Genomic DNA, 17,709 nt, shown 5'->3' with positions numbered 1-17,709 from the left:
AAGGGCAGGCGACGATAACTCTCTTAGTTCACGGTGCCAGCTCCCCCCTAGCGCCAATCCAGATAACGAAACAGTTCTTCCTCCTGCTCAAAGTGCAATTGCACCAGGGTGTCGAGCCGGATCAACTGGTATTGAACCTCATCAGCAGGCGTCGTCGCAGGGTCGGAGCTAAAGTCACGGCTCATGCGCGCCAGCAAATGGATCAGGCGAAATATCTCGCGGTGAGCGTGGCTCATGGCCGCCATCGGGTCCTCGCCTGGCATGCTTCGCGTCAGCAGCGGGTACAGTGTGTTTTCATCTTCGTGCTCATGCTGCACCAGGGATGTCTGCAGCTTGTCGACCAGTTCCTGCAAGTCGGTCTGTGCTTGCGCACATGGGCGCTTGACAAAGTCGCTGGCCAGTTGGTGCAGGTCGCTCAGCACAGCGCAGAGTTGCTGGTGTTGGTCTTGCAGGCGATCGATGTGTTCTGCGGTCAGCTTTCGTTTTCTGCGCCCCAACGACGGTCCCAGGGCCCGCAAGGCGTTAAGGATGATCACCACGTCGATCCCCTCCTGCACCACGGCGCCCATCAATGGCGGCAGGAAACCGAGGGCAGCCACTCCCATGGCCAACAACGACATACCCATCCCGACCAGCACACCCTGGCGGGCGATGTAGCGAGTGCGGCGGGCAATGTCCAGCGCCTCGACCAGACGATCGAGGCGATCCACCAGCAGGACCACACCCGCGGCTTGTGCCGAAGCTGTGGCACCACCGGCCCCCATGGCCACACCGACGTTGGCCGCCGCCAGCGCTGGCGCGTCGTTGATGCCATCGCCGACCATCAGGGTGCTGGTGCGCAAGCAACCTTGCTGTACAGCGCGCACTTTTTCCTCAGGGGTCAATCCGGCACGCAGTTCGTCAATGCCGGCAGATAGCGCAATCATCTGTGCGGTTTCCAGGCGATCCCCGGTGAGCATGACGATCCTTTCGATACCTCTGTTGCGCAGTCGGCGCAGGGTTTGCGGGGTTTCGCGCCGAACGTTGTCGGAGAAGACCAGCAGACCAGCAAGCGTTCCGTCCACTTCGATGAAGCTCCCACTGCACGCCAGGTAATCCATGTGGCGCAGCATGGCTGAGGCCCATTCGTTCGCCGGGGTTTGTTCATGAACAAAAGACAACGTACCAAATCGCACAAGTACGCCATCAACCCGCCCACACAGTCCTGAGCCTGGGCTTTCTTCTACGTCCTGGGGCACGCTAAGGGGCAATTGGCGCTGATGCGCCGCTTCGACAATGGCCTGGGAGATGGGGTGAGTCGAGGCCTGCGCCAGCGAAGCGGCCAGCCCCAACAGACGTTGCGGGTCGGCCACCCCGTTGACCTCTATCGACTGCAGACGGGCATGGCCGTTGGTCAGCGTGCCGGTCTTGTCGAGAAACACCTGCTTTACCCCGGCCAGTGCTTCCAGCGTCGCTCCATCCTTGACCAGAATCCCGCGCCGTGCCGCCCTCGAAATACCTGACATGATGGAAATGGGTACTGCCAGAATCAACGGGCAAGGTGTAGCCACCACCAGCACCGCCAGGGCTCGCAAGGGATCACCACTCGCGTACCAGGCCACAGCGGCAATCAGCAACGTCAGCGGTATGAAATACAACGCATAGCGGTCGGCCAATCGCACAAAAGGCGCCCGCGAACGGCGCGCAGCCTCGGCCAGCCGTACGATACCGGCATACGTGCTTTGCGCTGACGTTGTTGTGGCCGCCAGCAGGAAAGGTGCCCCCACGTTGGATACCCCACTGGGCAGTTGCTCTCCCTCTCGATGGGTGACCGGTAACGACTCACCGCTGAGTGCCGATTCGTCCAGAGTGGCTACCGCACTGAGAAGGCGGCCGTCGACCGGCACGACCTCTCCCAACCGTACCAGCAACGTTTGATGGGGCTGGATTTGCTCAACGGGGATCTTGCGTAAGCCGCCCTCCTCCTGCAACCAGGCCGTACGTGGGGCGCGGTCGACGAGGGCTCGTAGTTCGCGTTCGGCACGTTGTTTGGTGAAAAACTCCAGGGTCCGGCCGGATGCCAGCATCAACGCAATCACCCCAGCCACCAGGGCTTGCTCGAAGATCAGGGCGGCGCTAATCGACAGCAATGCGATCAAGTCTACCCCTGCCTCCCCGCGAGCCAGTCGCTTGGCAATCTCAACGAGCAGGACCAAGGCCATCACCAGACTGCCGGCAGCCCAGCACACCGATGCCCAGTCAGCTCTTTGTGCAAGATACGCAACACCCCCAGCCAACAGCGTGAAGGCGGTGAGCAACAACAGCACGGGGTCTAGCCATTTACTGAGCATCGAAGCGAGTACCTCAAAAACGATTGGCATTGCCCATGCTGAACATAACGCGGGTGGCTTGACCGTGAGGGGGGATTTCAACGACTAAAGTCAGCGACGCCTCGGTAGAGCTTAGTTCTAGAATGCTTAACGTGTCCGATTTGGCTCATTCATTGAAACTGACCACAAGCCAAGTGAAGGCGGCTTTTGGAAAAAACAGGTGTGCGTACTCTCTTTCTGATCTGAATTAAACACCCTTGGGACGTTCAGCAGAAATTAGAAACCGTCGATGCACACAGACCTCGCCTTTCGTGGAGACTCCTATGGCTACTCACCTGCAAGGTACAAAACCCGTCTGTCCCTACTCTCGCCCAACCTCATGCGGGCAGTTTGCAAAAGGCCGGCCCCACTTGCAGTCTCTCTTCGTTGAGCATCGGTATGCCGCCGCTAGTAACAGAGCCCCTGGTTTGCCGCGTAGTGGTTAATTATCCGCTGGCGCCCATTGCCAATTGAGAACCTCGGGCATGTCCTGCCCATGCTCGATGAGATGAAGCTTGTGCCGCTCCATCGTCGACCAATATCGCGCCTTGGCGAGCGGGATCAGACTTTGCAGACGAGGCACGCGTTCAATGACGTCCAGCGCCAGCTGATAACGGTCCAGATTGTTGATCACTGCCATGTCGAAAGGGGTGGTCGTCGCCCCCTCTTCCTTGAAGCCTCGCACATGGAAATTCTGATGATTAGTGCGTTTGTACAGCAGGCGGTGAATCAGCGTAGGGTAGCCGTGGAAAGCAAAAATCACCGGTTTGTCCAGCGTAAATAAATCATCGAATTCGCTGTCCGGTATGCCATGGGGATGCTGGTACGACGGCTGCAGCACCATCAGGTCTACGACATTGACCACCCTCACCCGCAAATCTGGCACGTACTCACGCAATAAAGTCACGGCGGCGAGTGTTTCCAGGGTTGGCACATCACCGGCACAGGCCATCACCACGTCGGGATCTTCATCATTGCGACACGCCCAGTCCCATCGACCGATACCCTTCTGGCAATGCCCAATGGCTGCATCGATATCCAGCCACTGCCATTCCAGCTGTTTGCCGACGACGATGACGTTGATGTAATGGCGGCTTCTGAGGCAGTGGTCCGTCACCGACAACAGGCAATTGGTATCGGGGGGTAAGTAGATCCGCACGACGTCCGGCTTTTTATTGGCCAGCAGATCGATGAACCCCGGATCCTGGTGGGAAAAGCCATTGTGGTCCTGACGCCAGACGTGGGATGTCAGCAAATAATTAAGGGAAGCAATGGGTTGACGCCATGGCACTTCGGCGGAGGTCTTCAGCCATTTGGCATGCTGGTTGACCATCGAATCGACGATATGGATAAACGCTTCGTAACAGGACAAGAACCCATGACGTCCAGTCAGTAGATAACCCTCGAGCCAGCCCTCGCAGACCTGCTCACTGAGAATCTCCATGACGCGACCATCGCTGGCCAGATTAAGATCGTCCGGCTCCAGTGGGTCCATCCACGCCTTGGCACTGACGTCATAGACCGCATCGAGGCGGTTCGAAGCAGTTTCATCCGGGCCGAACAGACGGAAATTACTGGCACCAAGGTTGTTTTTCATCACATCGCGCAAAAACGTACCCATCACTCGTGTGGCCTCTGCGCGCAAGCTGCCAGGTGCTTCAAACTTCACGGCATAATCGCTGAAACGCGGCAAATCCAAGGGGCGCAACAACACACCGCCATTGGCGTGGGGGTTGGCGCTCATTCGCCGGTGTCCGGTCGGTGCCAGTGCCGCAATTTCGGGCAATAACGAACCGTTTTCATCAAACAGCTCATGAGGGCGATAGCTGTTGAGCCACTCCTCCAACTGGCGCAGATGCAGCGGCTGCTGGAAATCGGCCAATGGCACTTGATGCGCGCGGCAGGTACCTTCGACTCGATGCCCCTCGACGAATTTCGGGCCGGTCCAGCCTTTGGGCGTTCGCAGGACCAGCATTGGCCACAGTGGTCGTTGCGGCGGTGTGGATAGCCCGGGCCGACGCGCCTCAAGCTGAATGTCACGAATTTTCAGAACCATCGTGTCCAGCGTCTGCGCAAGCGCCTGATGCACCTGCGCCGGGTCATCGCCTTCAACGAAGTACGGGTCGTAGCCATAGCCATACAACAGGGCTGAAAGCTCATCTTCACTGATTCTGGAGAGTATGGTGGGATTGGCGATTTTGTAGCCATTGAGGTGCAGGATGGGTAATACCGCTCCGTCCCGCGCTGGATTGAGAAACTTGTTGGAGTGCCAACTGGCGGCCAGTGTCCCTGTTTCAGCCTCGCCGTCACCGATCACGCAGGCGACAATCAGATCCGGATTGTCAAACGCGGCACCGTAAGCGTGGGCGAGGCTATAACCCAGTTCGCCGCCTTCATGGATTGACCCTGGTATCTGTGCCGAGACATGGCTGGAGATGCCATAGGGCCAGGAGAACTGGCGAAACAGTCGAAGCAGGCCGTTTTCATTACATTCCACTGCGGGGTAGAACTCGGTGTAGGTGCCCTCGAGGTAAGTCTGGGCAACCACCGCCGGTCCACCATGGCCGGGACCGGCAATGAAAACCATGTTCAGGTCGTACCGGGTGATCAATCTATTCAAATGGATGTAGATCAGGTTCAACCCCGGTGCCGTTCCCCAATGGCCCAGCAACCGCGGCTTGATGTGCGCCAAGGTCAGGGGTTGTTTGAGTAGCGGGTTGCCTCTTAAGTAAATCTGTCCAACGGCCAGATAATTGGATGCCCGCCAATAAGCATCCAGGCCCTCCAGTTGCTCAGCATTGAGGAAATTACTCATAAACTACTCCGCCTAAGGACCCGGTTATTGATAGCCTTTAAGCGATTCTGAAAGCCTGAGGGGCATAAGACTTGATTTAGATCAAATTTCCAGCCGGCTTTCAGGTCGAATTTGCAATTCTGAGAATCCGGTGCGTGCCAGACACAACGTCATCTAAACTTACGGGGTCGCTCCCAATTGAACCCACTTCTCATGCCAGACATCCGCGCTCTGCAAGCCCGCGTCCTGAAGGCTGCGTGCTCAAACTGCAGTGTGATGGAGCTATGCCTGCCCATCGGGATGACCGGGCAAGAAATCGAGCGTCTGGACAGGCTGATCGTGCAACGCTTCAAGGTTAAAAAGGGCGTGGCGCTTTACCGGGCAGGCGATCCGCTGCGCTCGCTGTATGCCGTGCGAATCGGTTCGTTCAAGACCAGCGTTCTTTCGGTCGATGGTCGTGAGCAGGTCACCGGCTTTCAGATACCGGGTGAAATCCTCGGCCTTGACGCTAGACCGGCATGTGTGCATTGCCCTTTCCCTTGAAGATAGTGAGGTTTGCCCCATCCACTTTGCTCACCTCGAAGAACTGGCCCATGAGCTACCTGCCCTGCAGCACAACCTGAACAAAATTCTCAGCCGTGAAATCGTGCGCGACCACAGCATGCTGATGATGCTAGGCAACATGAACTCGGACGAGCGTCTGGCAGCCTTTTTAATGAGCCTGTCGCAACGTTTGAGCACCCGAGGCTATTCATCGACGGATTTCGTGTTGAAAATGCGCCGCGAGGAAATCGGCTCCTACCTTGGCCTGCGCCTGGAAACCATTTGTCGGGGCATCGCACACCTGCGGAATCAGGCGCTCGTGGATGTTTCAGGGCGTAACGTCAAAATTCTTAATCTTGAAGGCCTCAAGCAGTTGATTGCCGGCTGCCATCGCCTTTCTATCTGTTGATCCCAGCCAACCGGGTATCACTATGCGTGCCATGGTTTTATACAAAGCCGGTCAGCCGCTGCAACGGGAAGATCGGCCCACTCCGACACCCAGTGCTAATCAATTGTTGATCAAGATCCTCGCCTGCGGGGTCTGCCGCACCGATTCACATCTGGTGGAGGGTGAATTGCCTCAAGCGGTACTGCCACGGGTGCCGGGGCATGAAATCGTCGGCGACGTCATGGCTGTGGGCACTAATGCAGACCCCAAACGCATCGGCCAACGGGTGGGTGTTCCCTAGCTGGGCTGGACATGTGGTCAGTGCGTTTTCTGTCAGACCGGCCGGGAAAACCTCTGCGATCAGGCCCTGTTCACCCGCTGCCATCTGGACGGTGGTTACGCTGAATACGTCGTGGCCGACCAACGTTTCTGTTTTCCTATCCCCGAGTCCCTCTCCAATACAGAGGCCGCACCGCTGCTGTGTGCCGAGCTAATCGGCTTTCGCGCCTTGCAGTTTGGGCAGTGGTTCGCCACGTAAGATCATCTTCGCCACGTCGAAGGTCAACGCCCTTAACGTTCGCGCCGCGTTACGATAAGCGCGAATGAGAAAGGGGTTGGCGTCTTCGAGTTCCAACAGCTCGGCAATATTGTCAAAAGTCGCCGCGATCTCGTCGTTGCCGGCCCCCGGTCCAAGCGGTGCAGGCGGCGGGGTTAGCAGCAATCCATTCGGCTGGTGCATGGCAAAATCCCCTTGTATTAAAGGCATGGCGATAGCATTCGCCGATCTGAGCATGTCGTGCTTGATGCAGGTCAGACGAGCATGAACCCGAGGGGTAACTACAGCATCGTGCACATCCTTTGAGCAGCATTCTGACGGGAAGGCCCAGAGTGAGATAATTCGCCCGCTAATCGCGGGCAAGTACTATCGCCCGCTTCCTTCAAGGGGCATGCGCTTGGCCAATCCGACATTGGGCAGCCACAGGGCACTGATGCAGGCCTCCTCGTCCTTTTCCGTCACGGGTTCAAGTTCCATCAAATCAAGCAGGTGGCTGTTGAGCATGGCCAGCCGCACAATACCGTTTTTGTCGAGGAAGGAACGTGCCATACATTCACACAATGGCCGGGCCAGGGGTTTTGTGAGGGGATCTGTATCGGCATTTTCAAGCTGGATCTCTAAACGCGCTGTGCACGTTTCCACCAAGTCCTGCACCGCGTTAGAAGCGAAGTGAAACGCCGTGAAAAATCCCACCAGCTGCGCCAACAAGACCGACAGCAGGATGGCCGCCTCCCGTCTCCAGGAACCTGGGCCCGTCCGCTGCAGGTATTTGTGCGCGGCGTCCCTGCTCCCGTGCTGAACCGCGTGATACCAGCGTAAAAGCTTATGGTTTGACATGACTGGATCTCTCGCCATCTCAATTAAAACAATGGCGCCCACTGAAAAAAACGTTTGATCTTGATCAACCCAGGCGCAGTTGACCTTAGTCTTCTTGACCTGCAAGCAGCCCTGCCGCTAACGGCGATGGCGTTTGAAGGAATCGTGATGAACCTGCAGTCAGGTCAATGCTTGAGAGTTCGACACTATCGCGATACTCCGGCACCGACACCGACCACCCTAATTCGAGACTGATGCGCCGGCGCAGTACATCCGACGCGTTAGGCTCCCCATGGACGACAAAGGTATGTTTTGGCGGTCGTTTGAACCCACGTAACCACTGCATGATTTCATCGGCGTCGGCGTGTGCGGACAGTGTTTGCATCGCTACCACCTCGGCGCGGATCGGCACGTCCTCGCCGTGGATACGCACCGAAGGCACTCCCGCAACAATTTGCGCGCCACGGGTGCCACCGGCTTGGAAGCCAGGCATTAGCAGTGTGTTATTCGGATTGGGAGCCAGTGCCTTGAGGTGATGGACCACCCGCCCTCCTGTCGCCATACCGCTGGCGGCAATAATCACCGCTGGGGTGCGTTGCTGATCAAGCGCTCTCGATTCATCGACGGTGTGTACGAACTGCGCCACATGGCACATGCCTTCGCAGTCTTGCATAGATAATTTATGCTCGCTCCGAAAGCGCTGGTACAACAGCGTGACATCGGTGGCCATTGGACTGTTGAGGTAGATAGGAATATCGGGAATCGCCCGTTGGCTCTTCAACTGATACAGGTGATACATCAGCAGTTGAGCGCGTCCAACCGCAAAGGATGGCACGAGGGTAATCCCTCGGCGCAGTGCCGTGCGCGTGATGACGTCGGCCAATTGCGCCTGTGGCGCCTCGACCGGATGTTGACGATCACCGTAGGTAGACTCCACCAACAGGTAATCCGCCTGTTCGACAGTTTCAGGAGCCAACATCACTGGATCATCCGGCCGTCCCAAATCCCCTGAAAACACCAAGGTCTGGCCGTCAGCAATCACCTCCACCGTCGCCGCCCCCAAGATATGCCCGGCGCCACGCAACAGGATGGTCATGCCCGCGGTAATTTCCACCCTGTGGTGCAACTCCACCGGCCGCAACAGTTTCAGTGCTTGGGCAGCATCTTGCTCAGTGTAAAGCGGCAATGCCGGGCTGTGCTTTGAGAAGCCATGCCGGTTGGCGAACTCAGCTTCCTCTTCCTGCAAGCGGCCGCTGTCCAACAGCAGGATTTTCACCAACTCACAGGTAGCGGGCGTGGCGTACACCGGGCCGCGATAACCATTGCGCACCAGTACGGGCAGATAACCGCTGTGATCGAGATGGGCGTGGGTCAGCACAATGGCATTGAGGCTGCTGATCGGAAGCTGGAACGGGTCGCGATTGTGCAGTCGCAGTTGTTTATAGCCCTGGAACAGTCCGCAGTCGATCAGCACATGTTGGTTGCCATGCTCCAGCAGATACTTGCTACCCGTGACCGTACCTGCGGCACCTAGAAATGTGATTCGCATGGCCGTTGTCCTTGAATATTCAGAGGAGCGCTATTCATTGCTCCTTTTGGTCTAGGATCAGTTGATTTTTATCAACTGTAGGCTCGATGGCACCTCATTCAAGCGAATGAGCGTAGAGGTTTGACGATCATCAAGCTGCACGGCGCCCGGTTCAGCAGGCTCTCGACGGTATCGCCAATAAGCCGTGCAGGCGTGCGATGATAAACCGTGCCCAGCACCACCATATCGAAGGCATGCTGTTGTGCGAACAATCCAATGACCTTGTGGGGAATGCCCGTCAGGAGATGTCGATGTGCATCCTTGACGTAATAGCGCTCGGCAAGCACCTCGAAAGCCTCTTGCTGCGCATCTTCAATTGCGTCCCTCAAGCTCTCATCAAGGCTGCCTGTGGGCAAACTCTTCAGTACATCGCTGATCTCTGACCAACGACTGACGTTAAGCATGTGCAGCTCGGCGCCGCAACTGATAGCCAGGGTAGAAGCCAGATCGACTATTTGGTCATTCAACCCCTGCGTCATCTCCTCCAGATGAGATAAATCGATCGCCGCCAGGATTTTCAATGGTTTTGGATTTCTGGCGCTGGTCACCAGATGCAGGTGCGTCGGACACTCGCGCAGCAGGCGCCAATCCAGGGGGCGGTGAAAGGCTCGGTCCAGTGCTGACACGTAGTGGGTGTCCTTGACCACCAGGTCCGGATGGAAGTCATTCACGTATTCCAGCAGGTTGGCCAGGCTCGATTTGGCCCAGACCACTTCGGTGCTCACCTGCAGACTGCCGCATCGGTAAAAACGGGCCTGCTGCTCCAACCAGTGACGGTGCACTTGCAAATAGCCTTCTCGTGCTTGGGCCATTGCGTCGTGGTCCAGCAGCCCGGCTACCGCCAACGCTTGAATATAATCGAACGCGACGATGTGCAACAACGCACCGGTTGCACGCGCCAGGGCATGCGCGCGCTCAAACGCCGGGGTGTGGGTCATCTCGTTGGGGGCTATCAATAGAATGCGTTTGAACTTGAACATCACGTACCTCGCCCAGGGTCCTGTCTGCTGGTCAATTATTGGGGGGCATGCCGAGGGGAAACCTGACTTTTATCAACGAATCAGCCTCAATGAACGTACGCCCGCGGTAGTTCGGCAGCGAACTCACTCAACACCTTGACCGGATGTCCGTCTATGAAATGTCGACGATCCGGGGGCTCACCGAATTGTCCTGCCAACCAAAGGAAAGACTTTTCCAGGTCCCTGCGCAGCGCTTTAGTCAGGTCAGCGAAGGTGAGGCCGTCCATGCTTGCCAGAAAAGCAGCCGAGATATCGCAGGCGAACAGCAAATGCACCTCGGCATTGCACTACATGGCAAGGCTGCAGGCTTGCTTGATGATTCGGTCGTTGAGTACGTCGTCAGCTGACTCGACATCCGATACTTCGACTGCCGCGACCACCTTACGCGGTAAGCCCAAGCCACTGCCGCCCACCAGATAAACCGGCACCGTACAGTGACGTAACAAATGCCAGTCCAAAGGCGTGAAGAAGGCCCGCTTGAGCGCCGATGCAATCTCCTTGATCAACAGGTCCGGCTGCATGTCAGTGACGTGATCGATGATGTCTTGCTTCATGTCCTGCGCCCACGTTACCTGCGTAGTCACCTCAATGCCCCCGCCACGCAGATTCTGCGCCTGAGCCTCAAGCCAGATGCGATGGGCCTGCAGGTAATGCTCGCGGGCCAATGCCCGATCGCCCTCCTCAAGCAGCGATAACCATCTGAGCGTGGAGATAAGCGCCGCGATATGCAAACTCGCGCCGTTGGCCTTAGCCAGTGATGCTGCATGGTTCACGGCTGGGGAATGACGCAGCGCCGGATTGATGATAAGTAAAAGACGTTGATACTGGCTCATGATCCATCTTCAAATGACGGGGAAGTACGACGCAAACCGCTAATGGTCAGGCATCAGCGATTGGCCCTTACCGCCAGAATGCTGCCAGGCACAGAGTACAGCGCTCGTTCTGTGTTGCTACCGATCAGCCGGTCAAAACCCATGCGGTGCACCGTGCCCATCACCACGACATCGGCCAGGTATTGCTCGACGAACTCACTGATCACCGGCACCGGCAGCCCCATGACGAAATGCCGGCGCTCGGGTGGCACGCCATAACACTCCGCCAATGCAATAAACGCCTGGTGCAGGGATTGACGCAGCTCTTCGATCAAGTCCACGCCCCAACCGCCAGTGGCCAGTGGTGCGTCACCATTGAAAGCGGGCGATAAATCATAAGCGTACAGCAGGTGTAGCGGCGCATCGCATTGCAGGGCCAAGGCGTTCGCCGTCTGAATAATGGTGTCGTTCAACCCGCTGATGTGTGTCGAAGGGTCGAACGGATCGACTGCCGCGACAACCCTGTGAGGCAATCTGTAGCGAACTTGGTTGACCAGATGCACAGGAGTCGGGCATTCACGCAACAAGTGGCAATCAAGTGGGGTAATGAACACCCGCTTGAGCGCGGCTTCAAGGGCGACATCCTTGATCAACAGATCGGGTTTGAGATCCTCGACCGTCCTCAAAATGTCCAGCAGTGGATGGGTGGTGAAGACGGCTTTAACCGTTGCCTGCAGCCCCAGGTTGCTGAGCCGATCCAGTTCTTCGGCCTCCCAGCGGCGGTAGCGGCGCCTATAACGCTGCGGCTCTGCATCGTCGACTTGCTCTTGCCATAAATGCACCACCGGTGCCGGCTCGACAAAGGTCCGCACATCCAGCACAGCACAGGCCGCCTTGGCCAAGGCGACGGCGCGCAACTGGGCGGGAGACTCATGCAGGGTTGGGTCCGCAATCAGTAGAAAACGTTGATATTGCCCCACCACACACCTCCATTCGACTCCGGTCATTCAGTGCCGGCATGGTTGAAGACTGCGCGCCTTCATCTGGCGCGGTTTGATTTACATCAAGCACTGGCCAACAAGTGTTGCTGGCACAGCTGTCTGATCCAGATCAGATCCAAGCGCCGACAACGGTGTAGAAAAGCAATCACACGCGGCACTTTTGCCACGCGCCCGGTTTACTAACCGTACTGGAGGAGCCTCCCATGCTTACCGTCAAAGACCACAATGACCGGGCCGCGGCCGCTTACACCGCGGTCACCGGGCAACATTGGATTGAAGCGCTCAAGGACGGACGCCATGTGCTGATCCGGCCACTGGCGTAGAAGGACCGCGACCGTGCATATGTATTCATCAAACGGCTGTCCCCCGAATCCCGGCACATGCGCTTTCTCGCGCATGTCGCTGAACCCAGCGCCGCGATGTTCAATCAGTTGATGGACACCGACAACAAGCAGCGTATGGCCTATATCGCCCTGGTCCATGACAACGGGCAACTGATCGAGATCGGTATTAGCCGTTACGCAGCCACCGGCTAGCATGAATGTGAATGCGCTGTAACGGTCGCCGATGAATGGACCCATCTGAGCTTGGGTACTTTACTGATGGAACATCTGATTAAGGCTGCCCGGAAAAATGGCTTTCACCAGATGTACTCGGTGGACGCCTCCAGCAATGCGCCGATGCGCGACCTGGCCAAGGCACTGGGTTTCGAGACGCACAATGACCCCGACGACAGTCGTCAGGTCATTCACCGGCTTTACCTGTAAAAAATCGCACCTCAGGATTGCAGCACTCTTCCTGGCTTTATCGCCAGCACACTGCACGGCGCCCGATGAAAAAGTTGCTCGGCCGTGCTGCCTAGTAGTTTGCTCAACCCCTTGTTTTGCACGGTGCCCATGACGATGACATCGACGTGGTGCTCACTGACAAATTCACAAATACTCGGCACGGGAGCGCCCTCTATGAAGTGCCTGCGCTCCGGTGGCACGCCGTGGCGTTCAGCAATGGCTGCAAATGCTTCATGTTGGGCAGTTCCCAACATTTCATAGATCCCGGTGGCCAACGGCAATGCGCCAAACCCCATGCTCTGAACGTATACGGCCGTCCAGTCATACACATGCAGCAGTTCAAGATTGGCATCACATAGCGCCGCCAGCTTTTCGGCTGCATCGATAATCTGCTCATTGTACACGGGGGCCTGATCCCCCTCTCGCAACACATCTATGATGGCCAAAACGTTACGAGGCCGGGCGTTCAACGGCGTGGTCACCAGGTGCACCGGCACAGGACAATAACGCAGCAACTGCCAATCCATCGGGGTGAAAAACACTCGTTTGAGCCCCAACTCTTCCTGAGCGTCCTTGATGATCAGCGTTAGTGGCATCTCATTGATAAAGCTCATGATTTATTCGAAAGGATGCTGGACCCACACCACCTCACTGGTGACCTCCACGCCATGCTTACTCATCAGTGCGGCCTGATCAGCGAGCCATTGGCGATGGGCTTGCAGATAACCATCATGGGGCCCCGCGAATTGTTCCGGGACGAACAACCCGGCCACCGCCAAGGCCTGTGAATAGTCTAACGCAACGATATGCACGGGTAGTTGCATCACCCGCGCCAACGCTGCAGCCCGATCGAAGGCCGGGGTGTGAGTCATGGCTAGTGGGGCGATCAAGAGTAAACGTTGAGTCTGCGACATCGGGCACCTCGGCACGCGGCCATTTCAATCCAGTAATAGAGTCACAGATTGATCGTTGCTGGATTTGAGCATTTGCTTTTTGTCAGTGACATGCGCGATATCCGTCAGGAAATCCACATGCCTGCCCATATCGCTAGTGTCAGCAACGCTTGGCCAGGAGCCACATAAGCGGCGAAGCGGCGCCCGCCGCTGACCCACGCCACCACGCATTTACTGATGGAGTTGCTGCTGATAGCAATCAGCACTGGAGCGACAATGGCATCAAACGAAATCTGCCCGGACTTGGCCAGCGTGGCGATCGATGCCGTGGAGGCATGTGCATCGGCAAAGCCGCTGAGGGTGGCCGTCAGCATCACGCCTACCTGGCCGAAATGGCTGAGCATCAAGGAGGAAAAAAAGGCGATGCCGGTCATGGTCAACGTGACGATCAGGGCCAGCTTGAGGTTGAACGCCCCGCCGACTTTGATCTGCTGGTTAGCCTCGCTTGCTGACCTGGGAAACATAAGGCATAGCCCATACAACGCCGTAGCGACGGCTCCGCACATCAATGGCCCCCACATATGGCGCAGCAAACCGGGGTCAACCGCCCCCAGTATCAGGCCTACCTGTGTAACGGTGGCCATGTTGGACAGGATCGCGGCCGCACTCAGGACCTTGATATTGTCGGGCTGCCGGGCGACGAGATGCCCCATCGCGGCGATCGTCATAGTGCTGGAGGCGAATCCGGAGGCAATGGCGCTGATCGCGTATCCGTACCGGGCCCCCAGGGTCCTAACCGCAATATGCCCAACCGCTCCCACTGCCATCAGCAATACAGTTAGGCTGCAAATGGTGCGCGGATTGATGGCCGCGTAGGGACCGATAAAGCGGTCCGGTGCGAAGGGCAGCACGACCAGCGCAGCTGTCAGGAGAATAAGGCCGTCGCCTAACTCCGCATCAGTCAATTGGCTGCGGGCAAAGTGATGCAGCTTCTCTCGATAAGTCAGCAGACCTGCCAGCACCACGCCGACAGCAATCGCCAGCTCGGGGCTTGTGCCGCATAGAGCTCCCAGCACCAGCACCGTCAACAACGCCACTTCGCTGGTTACCCCGGGGTCGTCGCTTAGGCTTCGCCAATACGCCATGGTGACGAGCAATCCCAGAACGATGGCCACGATGCCCACCAGCAAACCGCCGCCGACTTGCATCGCCACATGCCCCAGCAACGCCGTAATGGCGAAGGTCCGTAAACCGGCACAAGCGCGGGTCTCGCCCTGCCCCTTGTGCCGTTCGCGTTCAAGACCGATGAGCAGGCCAATCCCCAGCGCTGCAGCTGCGCCTGTCAGCCCAATGCCTGCGCTCATTGGGTTGTCATCTGCTTGAACTGCGACCGGCAATGGCACACATCGTTACTCCACGGGTGCGGCGCAAACGCGCTTGCCATTAGCGTAAGCCGTTTGACGGCCAGGCGTGCGTCTTGTGTGGTCTACCAGGCGATCAACACCTGGCCAGACATGGGGCGCCTCGATACGTGCCTTGAGCAGGCCCACAAATGCCTGCGCTTCTTCCTGGCTGTTGAAATTCACTTTAAAGGCATCCAAGCGCACGACCCAACAATGGTTTGCCGGTTTCTCCGTGATATCAATGATCATAGAGACCTCCATATTGCTTCGAGAATCAGCGCGCACAGCTCACGGCGTAATCGCGACCTTCATGACACCGTCCCGTTGCTGAGCAAACAATTCATAGGCAGCTTCAATATCATCGAGTTTGAAGCGGTGGGTCACCAGCGGCGACAAGTCCACACCTGCACTCTGCACCACCGCCATCAAGCGACGCATGCGCTCCTTCCCGCCTGGGCACAGGGTAGTCACAATGCTGTAATCGCCCAACCCTGCAGCAAAGGCGTCCAGGGGAATGCGCAGGTCGCTGGACTAGACGCCAAGGCTCGAGAGTCGACCACCCGGACGCAGAACCCGTAACGCGGATTCAAACGTGCCCTGGGTACCCAGTGCCTCGATGGAAACATCGACACCGCGGCCATCGGTCAGCGCCATGATCTGCTCGACCACATCGCAGTCCTTGAAGTTGACCACATGAGTCGCGCCCAATCCTCGCGCGACACTCATCCGCTCGGCCACGGCATCCACGCCAATGATCGTCGTCGCGCCTTTGAGCCGTGCGCCTGCGACCGCGCAGAGCCCGATGGGCCCCAGGGCAAACACCGCAACGGTATCGCCAATATGCACGTCACCCCGCTCAACCCCGGAAAACCCGGTGGACATGATGTCCGGGCACATCAGTACCTGCTCATCACTGAGCCCATCTGGAATGGGGCATAAATTGGCAATGGCGTCCGGTACCAGCACGTACTCGGCCTGGCATCCGTCGATGGTGTTGCCGAACTTCCAGCCGCCGATGGCACGAAAGCCGTGGCGGGTATCAGGACCATCCTGGGAGCCGCACCCGCACAGGCAGGCGTAACTTTGTCCGCTGGGAGTGATGGCCCCGGCAATCACCCGCTGCCCTTCGACAAACCCGCGCAGCTGCGATCCCAACCGTTCAATAACGCCAACCGGCTCATGGCCTATGGTCAGGCCTTTGGCCACAGGATATTCACCGCGCAGGATATGCACGTCAGTGCCGCAAATCGTAGTGGTGGTAATACGCACCAATGCGTCCAAAGGACCGACCTCAGGGACAGGCTTGTCTTCCAGTACGATCCGATTTTTTTCGACGAAAACAGCCGCTCTCATGATTGTCATGGTGATCCTCCTTTTCTTGTTTAAGCCAAGGTGAGTAGGAGCCCAAAGACTGCGCCGGGGAGACGGTCGAAAGATTGATAATGGTCAACAATTTGGTTATGAGCTGAAGTCCGGACTACCGCACGTGGGGCAATACCCTTGTTTCCCTTCGATTTGACAAAGATCAAACACGGCACCTTGAACAGCGCCAAGCTAGGTTCACAGCTTCACTGCCCAAGAACACCGCCGCCATCGGGGCAAGCGTTTCCCTACTGGAGATCAGTCATGTCCGATCAACAACGCTTCATGCTGGTCGTCTCACCGCTGATGAAAAACAGCCCAGCCTTCGATCGGGCTGCTGCCTTGGCTAAGGCTTCAGATGCTGCCCTGCACATAGTGGCGTTCGATTATCTTGAAGGGCTGGCGACTGCCGGAATGGTCAACGAACAGGCGCTGGAACAGATGCAACTGGGCTATGTCGAGCGCCATCGTCAGTGGCTCGAAGACCAGGCCCGCCCCATGCGCAAGATCGGCGTGCACGTCACCACGGAGGTCGTCTGGGTCGAACGCCCATTTAAGGAGATCCTCATTCACCTCAAAGAACAGCCGATGGACGTTTTGATCAAGGCCCTGGAGCACGAATCGCTGCTGTCACGCTTGATATTTACGCCGTTGAATATCCACCTGCTACGTGAGTGCCCAGTGCCACTGCACTTTGTCAGTCACTTGCACAACGTTTTGCCACGCAAGATCGTCGCAGCCGTTGACCCGTTTCATTCTGATGACCAATACAAGGACTTCAACGACAGAATTCTGCGTGAGGCCTGTAAACTGGCGAGCACCTGTAATGCAGAGCTGGATGTGATCTACGCCCATGACCTTTCCAGGATCAGCGCGGACGAGTTCGGTTTCAGTAATGGCTCGGCGTTTTTCTCCTCGGCAAAAGCCAATGCATTGTTCGATGCGCAGGCTGATGCGTTTCGTGAGCTATCTGAACGCAATGGTATCCCGCCGGAACGCCAGCACATGATCATGGGCAATCCCGCCAAAGTGCTGTCCAGCTATGCCCAGGCCTATGACATTGATGTGATTGTCATGGGACGAATTGGTCACCACGGCATGGAACAGTTGATTGGCAGTACGGTGGAACATCTGCTGTACAAGTTGCCCTGCAGCGTGTGGGTGCTTTCCCCAGAAAAAATCTGAAAGATGGATAAAACCAAGGTTTTGCGATTGGTCTGATGCTTGAGCATCGTCAACACAATAAAGTCCGAATTGAACCTGCCCTTATTGCAAGTGCACTATGGAAATATTGAACTTAGTAAGCGGATCGCCAAAGCGTAAGACACGGATCAACCTGTGCTAGTAATCATTGCAACCCTGAATCGAACCAGCGCGATCGAATTTTCAATTCACTAG

General features: G+C 57.1%; 10 protein-coding genes and 6 pseudogenes. 4 read left to right on the top strand and 12 right to left on the bottom strand.

Annotated elements, in window-relative coordinates:
* Window positions 1–47 precede the first annotated feature (47 nt).
* Together V6P94_RS15675 and V6P94_RS15670 are read right to left on the bottom strand one after the other, a co-directional pair.
* Window positions 48–2,330: a heavy metal translocating P-type ATPase gene (locus V6P94_RS15675; protein WP_338649451.1), complete on the bottom strand. Its 2,283-nt coding sequence runs from the start codon at window positions 2,328–2,330 to the stop codon at window positions 48–50.
* A 460-nt stretch (window positions 2,331–2,790) separates the two neighbouring features.
* Window positions 2,791–5,163: a phosphoketolase family protein gene (locus V6P94_RS15670; protein ID WP_338647588.1), complete on the bottom strand. Its 2,373-nt coding sequence runs from the start codon at window positions 5,161–5,163 to the stop codon at window positions 2,791–2,793.
* 192 nt (window positions 5,164–5,355) lie between these two features.
* Between V6P94_RS15670 and V6P94_RS15665 the strand changes: the two are divergent.
* Window positions 5,356–6,094 (top strand): annotated as a pseudogene (locus tag V6P94_RS15665) (helix-turn-helix domain-containing protein).
* A gap of 22 nt (window positions 6,095–6,116) precedes the next feature.
* Window positions 6,117–6,587, top strand: a pseudogene (locus V6P94_RS15660) (alcohol dehydrogenase catalytic domain-containing protein); the annotation flags it as partial.
* Here V6P94_RS15660 and V6P94_RS15655 read toward each other — a convergent pair.
* The 6 genes and pseudogenes from V6P94_RS15655 to V6P94_RS15630 form a co-directional block, all read right to left on the bottom strand.
* Entirely contained in the window at window positions 6,564–6,812 is a 249-nt protein-coding gene (locus tag V6P94_RS15655) for a helix-hairpin-helix domain-containing protein (RefSeq protein WP_338647586.1), read from the bottom strand. The pseudogene V6P94_RS15660 and the gene V6P94_RS15655 overlap by 24 nt on opposite strands.
* Window positions 6,813–6,995: 183 nt before the next feature.
* Window positions 6,996–7,571, bottom strand: a complete 576-nt coding sequence (locus tag V6P94_RS15650) for a hypothetical protein (protein WP_338647584.1) — start codon at window positions 7,569–7,571, stop codon at window positions 6,996–6,998.
* Entirely contained in the window at window positions 7,552–8,994 is a 1,443-nt protein-coding gene (locus V6P94_RS15645) for an MBL fold metallo-hydrolase (protein WP_338647582.1), read from the bottom strand. The genes V6P94_RS15650 and V6P94_RS15645 overlap by 20 nt, the downstream gene beginning before the upstream one ends.
* A 98-nt stretch (window positions 8,995–9,092) precedes the next feature.
* Window positions 9,093–10,013 carry a universal stress protein gene (locus tag V6P94_RS15640; protein ID WP_338647580.1) on the bottom strand — a complete coding sequence of 307 codons (921 nt, stop codon included), beginning with the start codon at window positions 10,011–10,013 and terminating at the stop codon, window positions 9,093–9,095.
* Window positions 10,014–10,123: 110 nt separating this feature from the next.
* Window positions 10,124–10,885, bottom strand: a pseudogene (locus V6P94_RS15635) (universal stress protein); the annotation flags it as partial.
* A 53-nt stretch (window positions 10,886–10,938) separates the two neighbouring features.
* Entirely contained in the window at window positions 10,939–11,844 is a 906-nt protein-coding gene (locus V6P94_RS15630; protein ID WP_338647578.1) for a universal stress protein, read from the bottom strand.
* Between the two features lie 224 nt (window positions 11,845–12,068).
* Here V6P94_RS15630 and V6P94_RS15625 point away from each other — a divergent pair.
* Window positions 12,069–12,632 (top strand): annotated as a pseudogene (locus tag V6P94_RS15625) (GNAT family N-acetyltransferase).
* Window positions 12,633–12,643: 11 nt separating this feature from the next.
* Here the strand turns inward: V6P94_RS15625 and V6P94_RS15620 are convergent.
* The 4 genes and pseudogenes from V6P94_RS15620 to V6P94_RS15605 all read right to left on the bottom strand — a co-directional run bounded on the left by V6P94_RS15620 (window position 12,644) and on the right by V6P94_RS15605 (window position 16,311).
* Window positions 12,644–13,567: pseudogene (locus tag V6P94_RS15620) on the bottom strand (universal stress protein).
* 104 nt (window positions 13,568–13,671) lie between these two features.
* Complete coding sequence (locus tag V6P94_RS15615) at window positions 13,672–14,910, bottom strand: DUF4010 domain-containing protein (RefSeq protein ID WP_338647575.1); 1,239 nt, start codon at window positions 14,908–14,910, stop codon at window positions 13,672–13,674.
* Window positions 14,911–14,955: 45 nt separating this feature from the next.
* Window positions 14,956–15,198: a hypothetical protein gene (locus V6P94_RS15610; RefSeq protein ID WP_338647572.1), complete on the bottom strand. Its 243-nt coding sequence runs from the start codon at window positions 15,196–15,198 to the stop codon at window positions 14,956–14,958.
* A gap of 39 nt (window positions 15,199–15,237) precedes the next feature.
* A pseudogene (locus V6P94_RS15605) lies at window positions 15,238–16,311 on the bottom strand (NAD(P)-dependent alcohol dehydrogenase).
* Between the two features lie 264 nt (window positions 16,312–16,575).
* Between V6P94_RS15605 and V6P94_RS15600 the strand changes: the two are divergent.
* A complete protein-coding gene (locus V6P94_RS15600; RefSeq protein ID WP_338647570.1) occupies window positions 16,576–17,496 on the top strand; it encodes a universal stress protein in 921 nt (306 codons plus the stop codon).
* The last annotated feature ends 213 nt before the right edge of the window (window positions 17,497–17,709 follow it).

This window comes from Pseudomonas sp. ML2-2023-3, assembly GCF_037055275.1.
Taxonomy (GTDB): Bacteria; Pseudomonadota; Gammaproteobacteria; order Pseudomonadales; family Pseudomonadaceae; genus Aquipseudomonas.
This window is presented reverse-complemented; position numbering and strand designations above follow the sequence as displayed.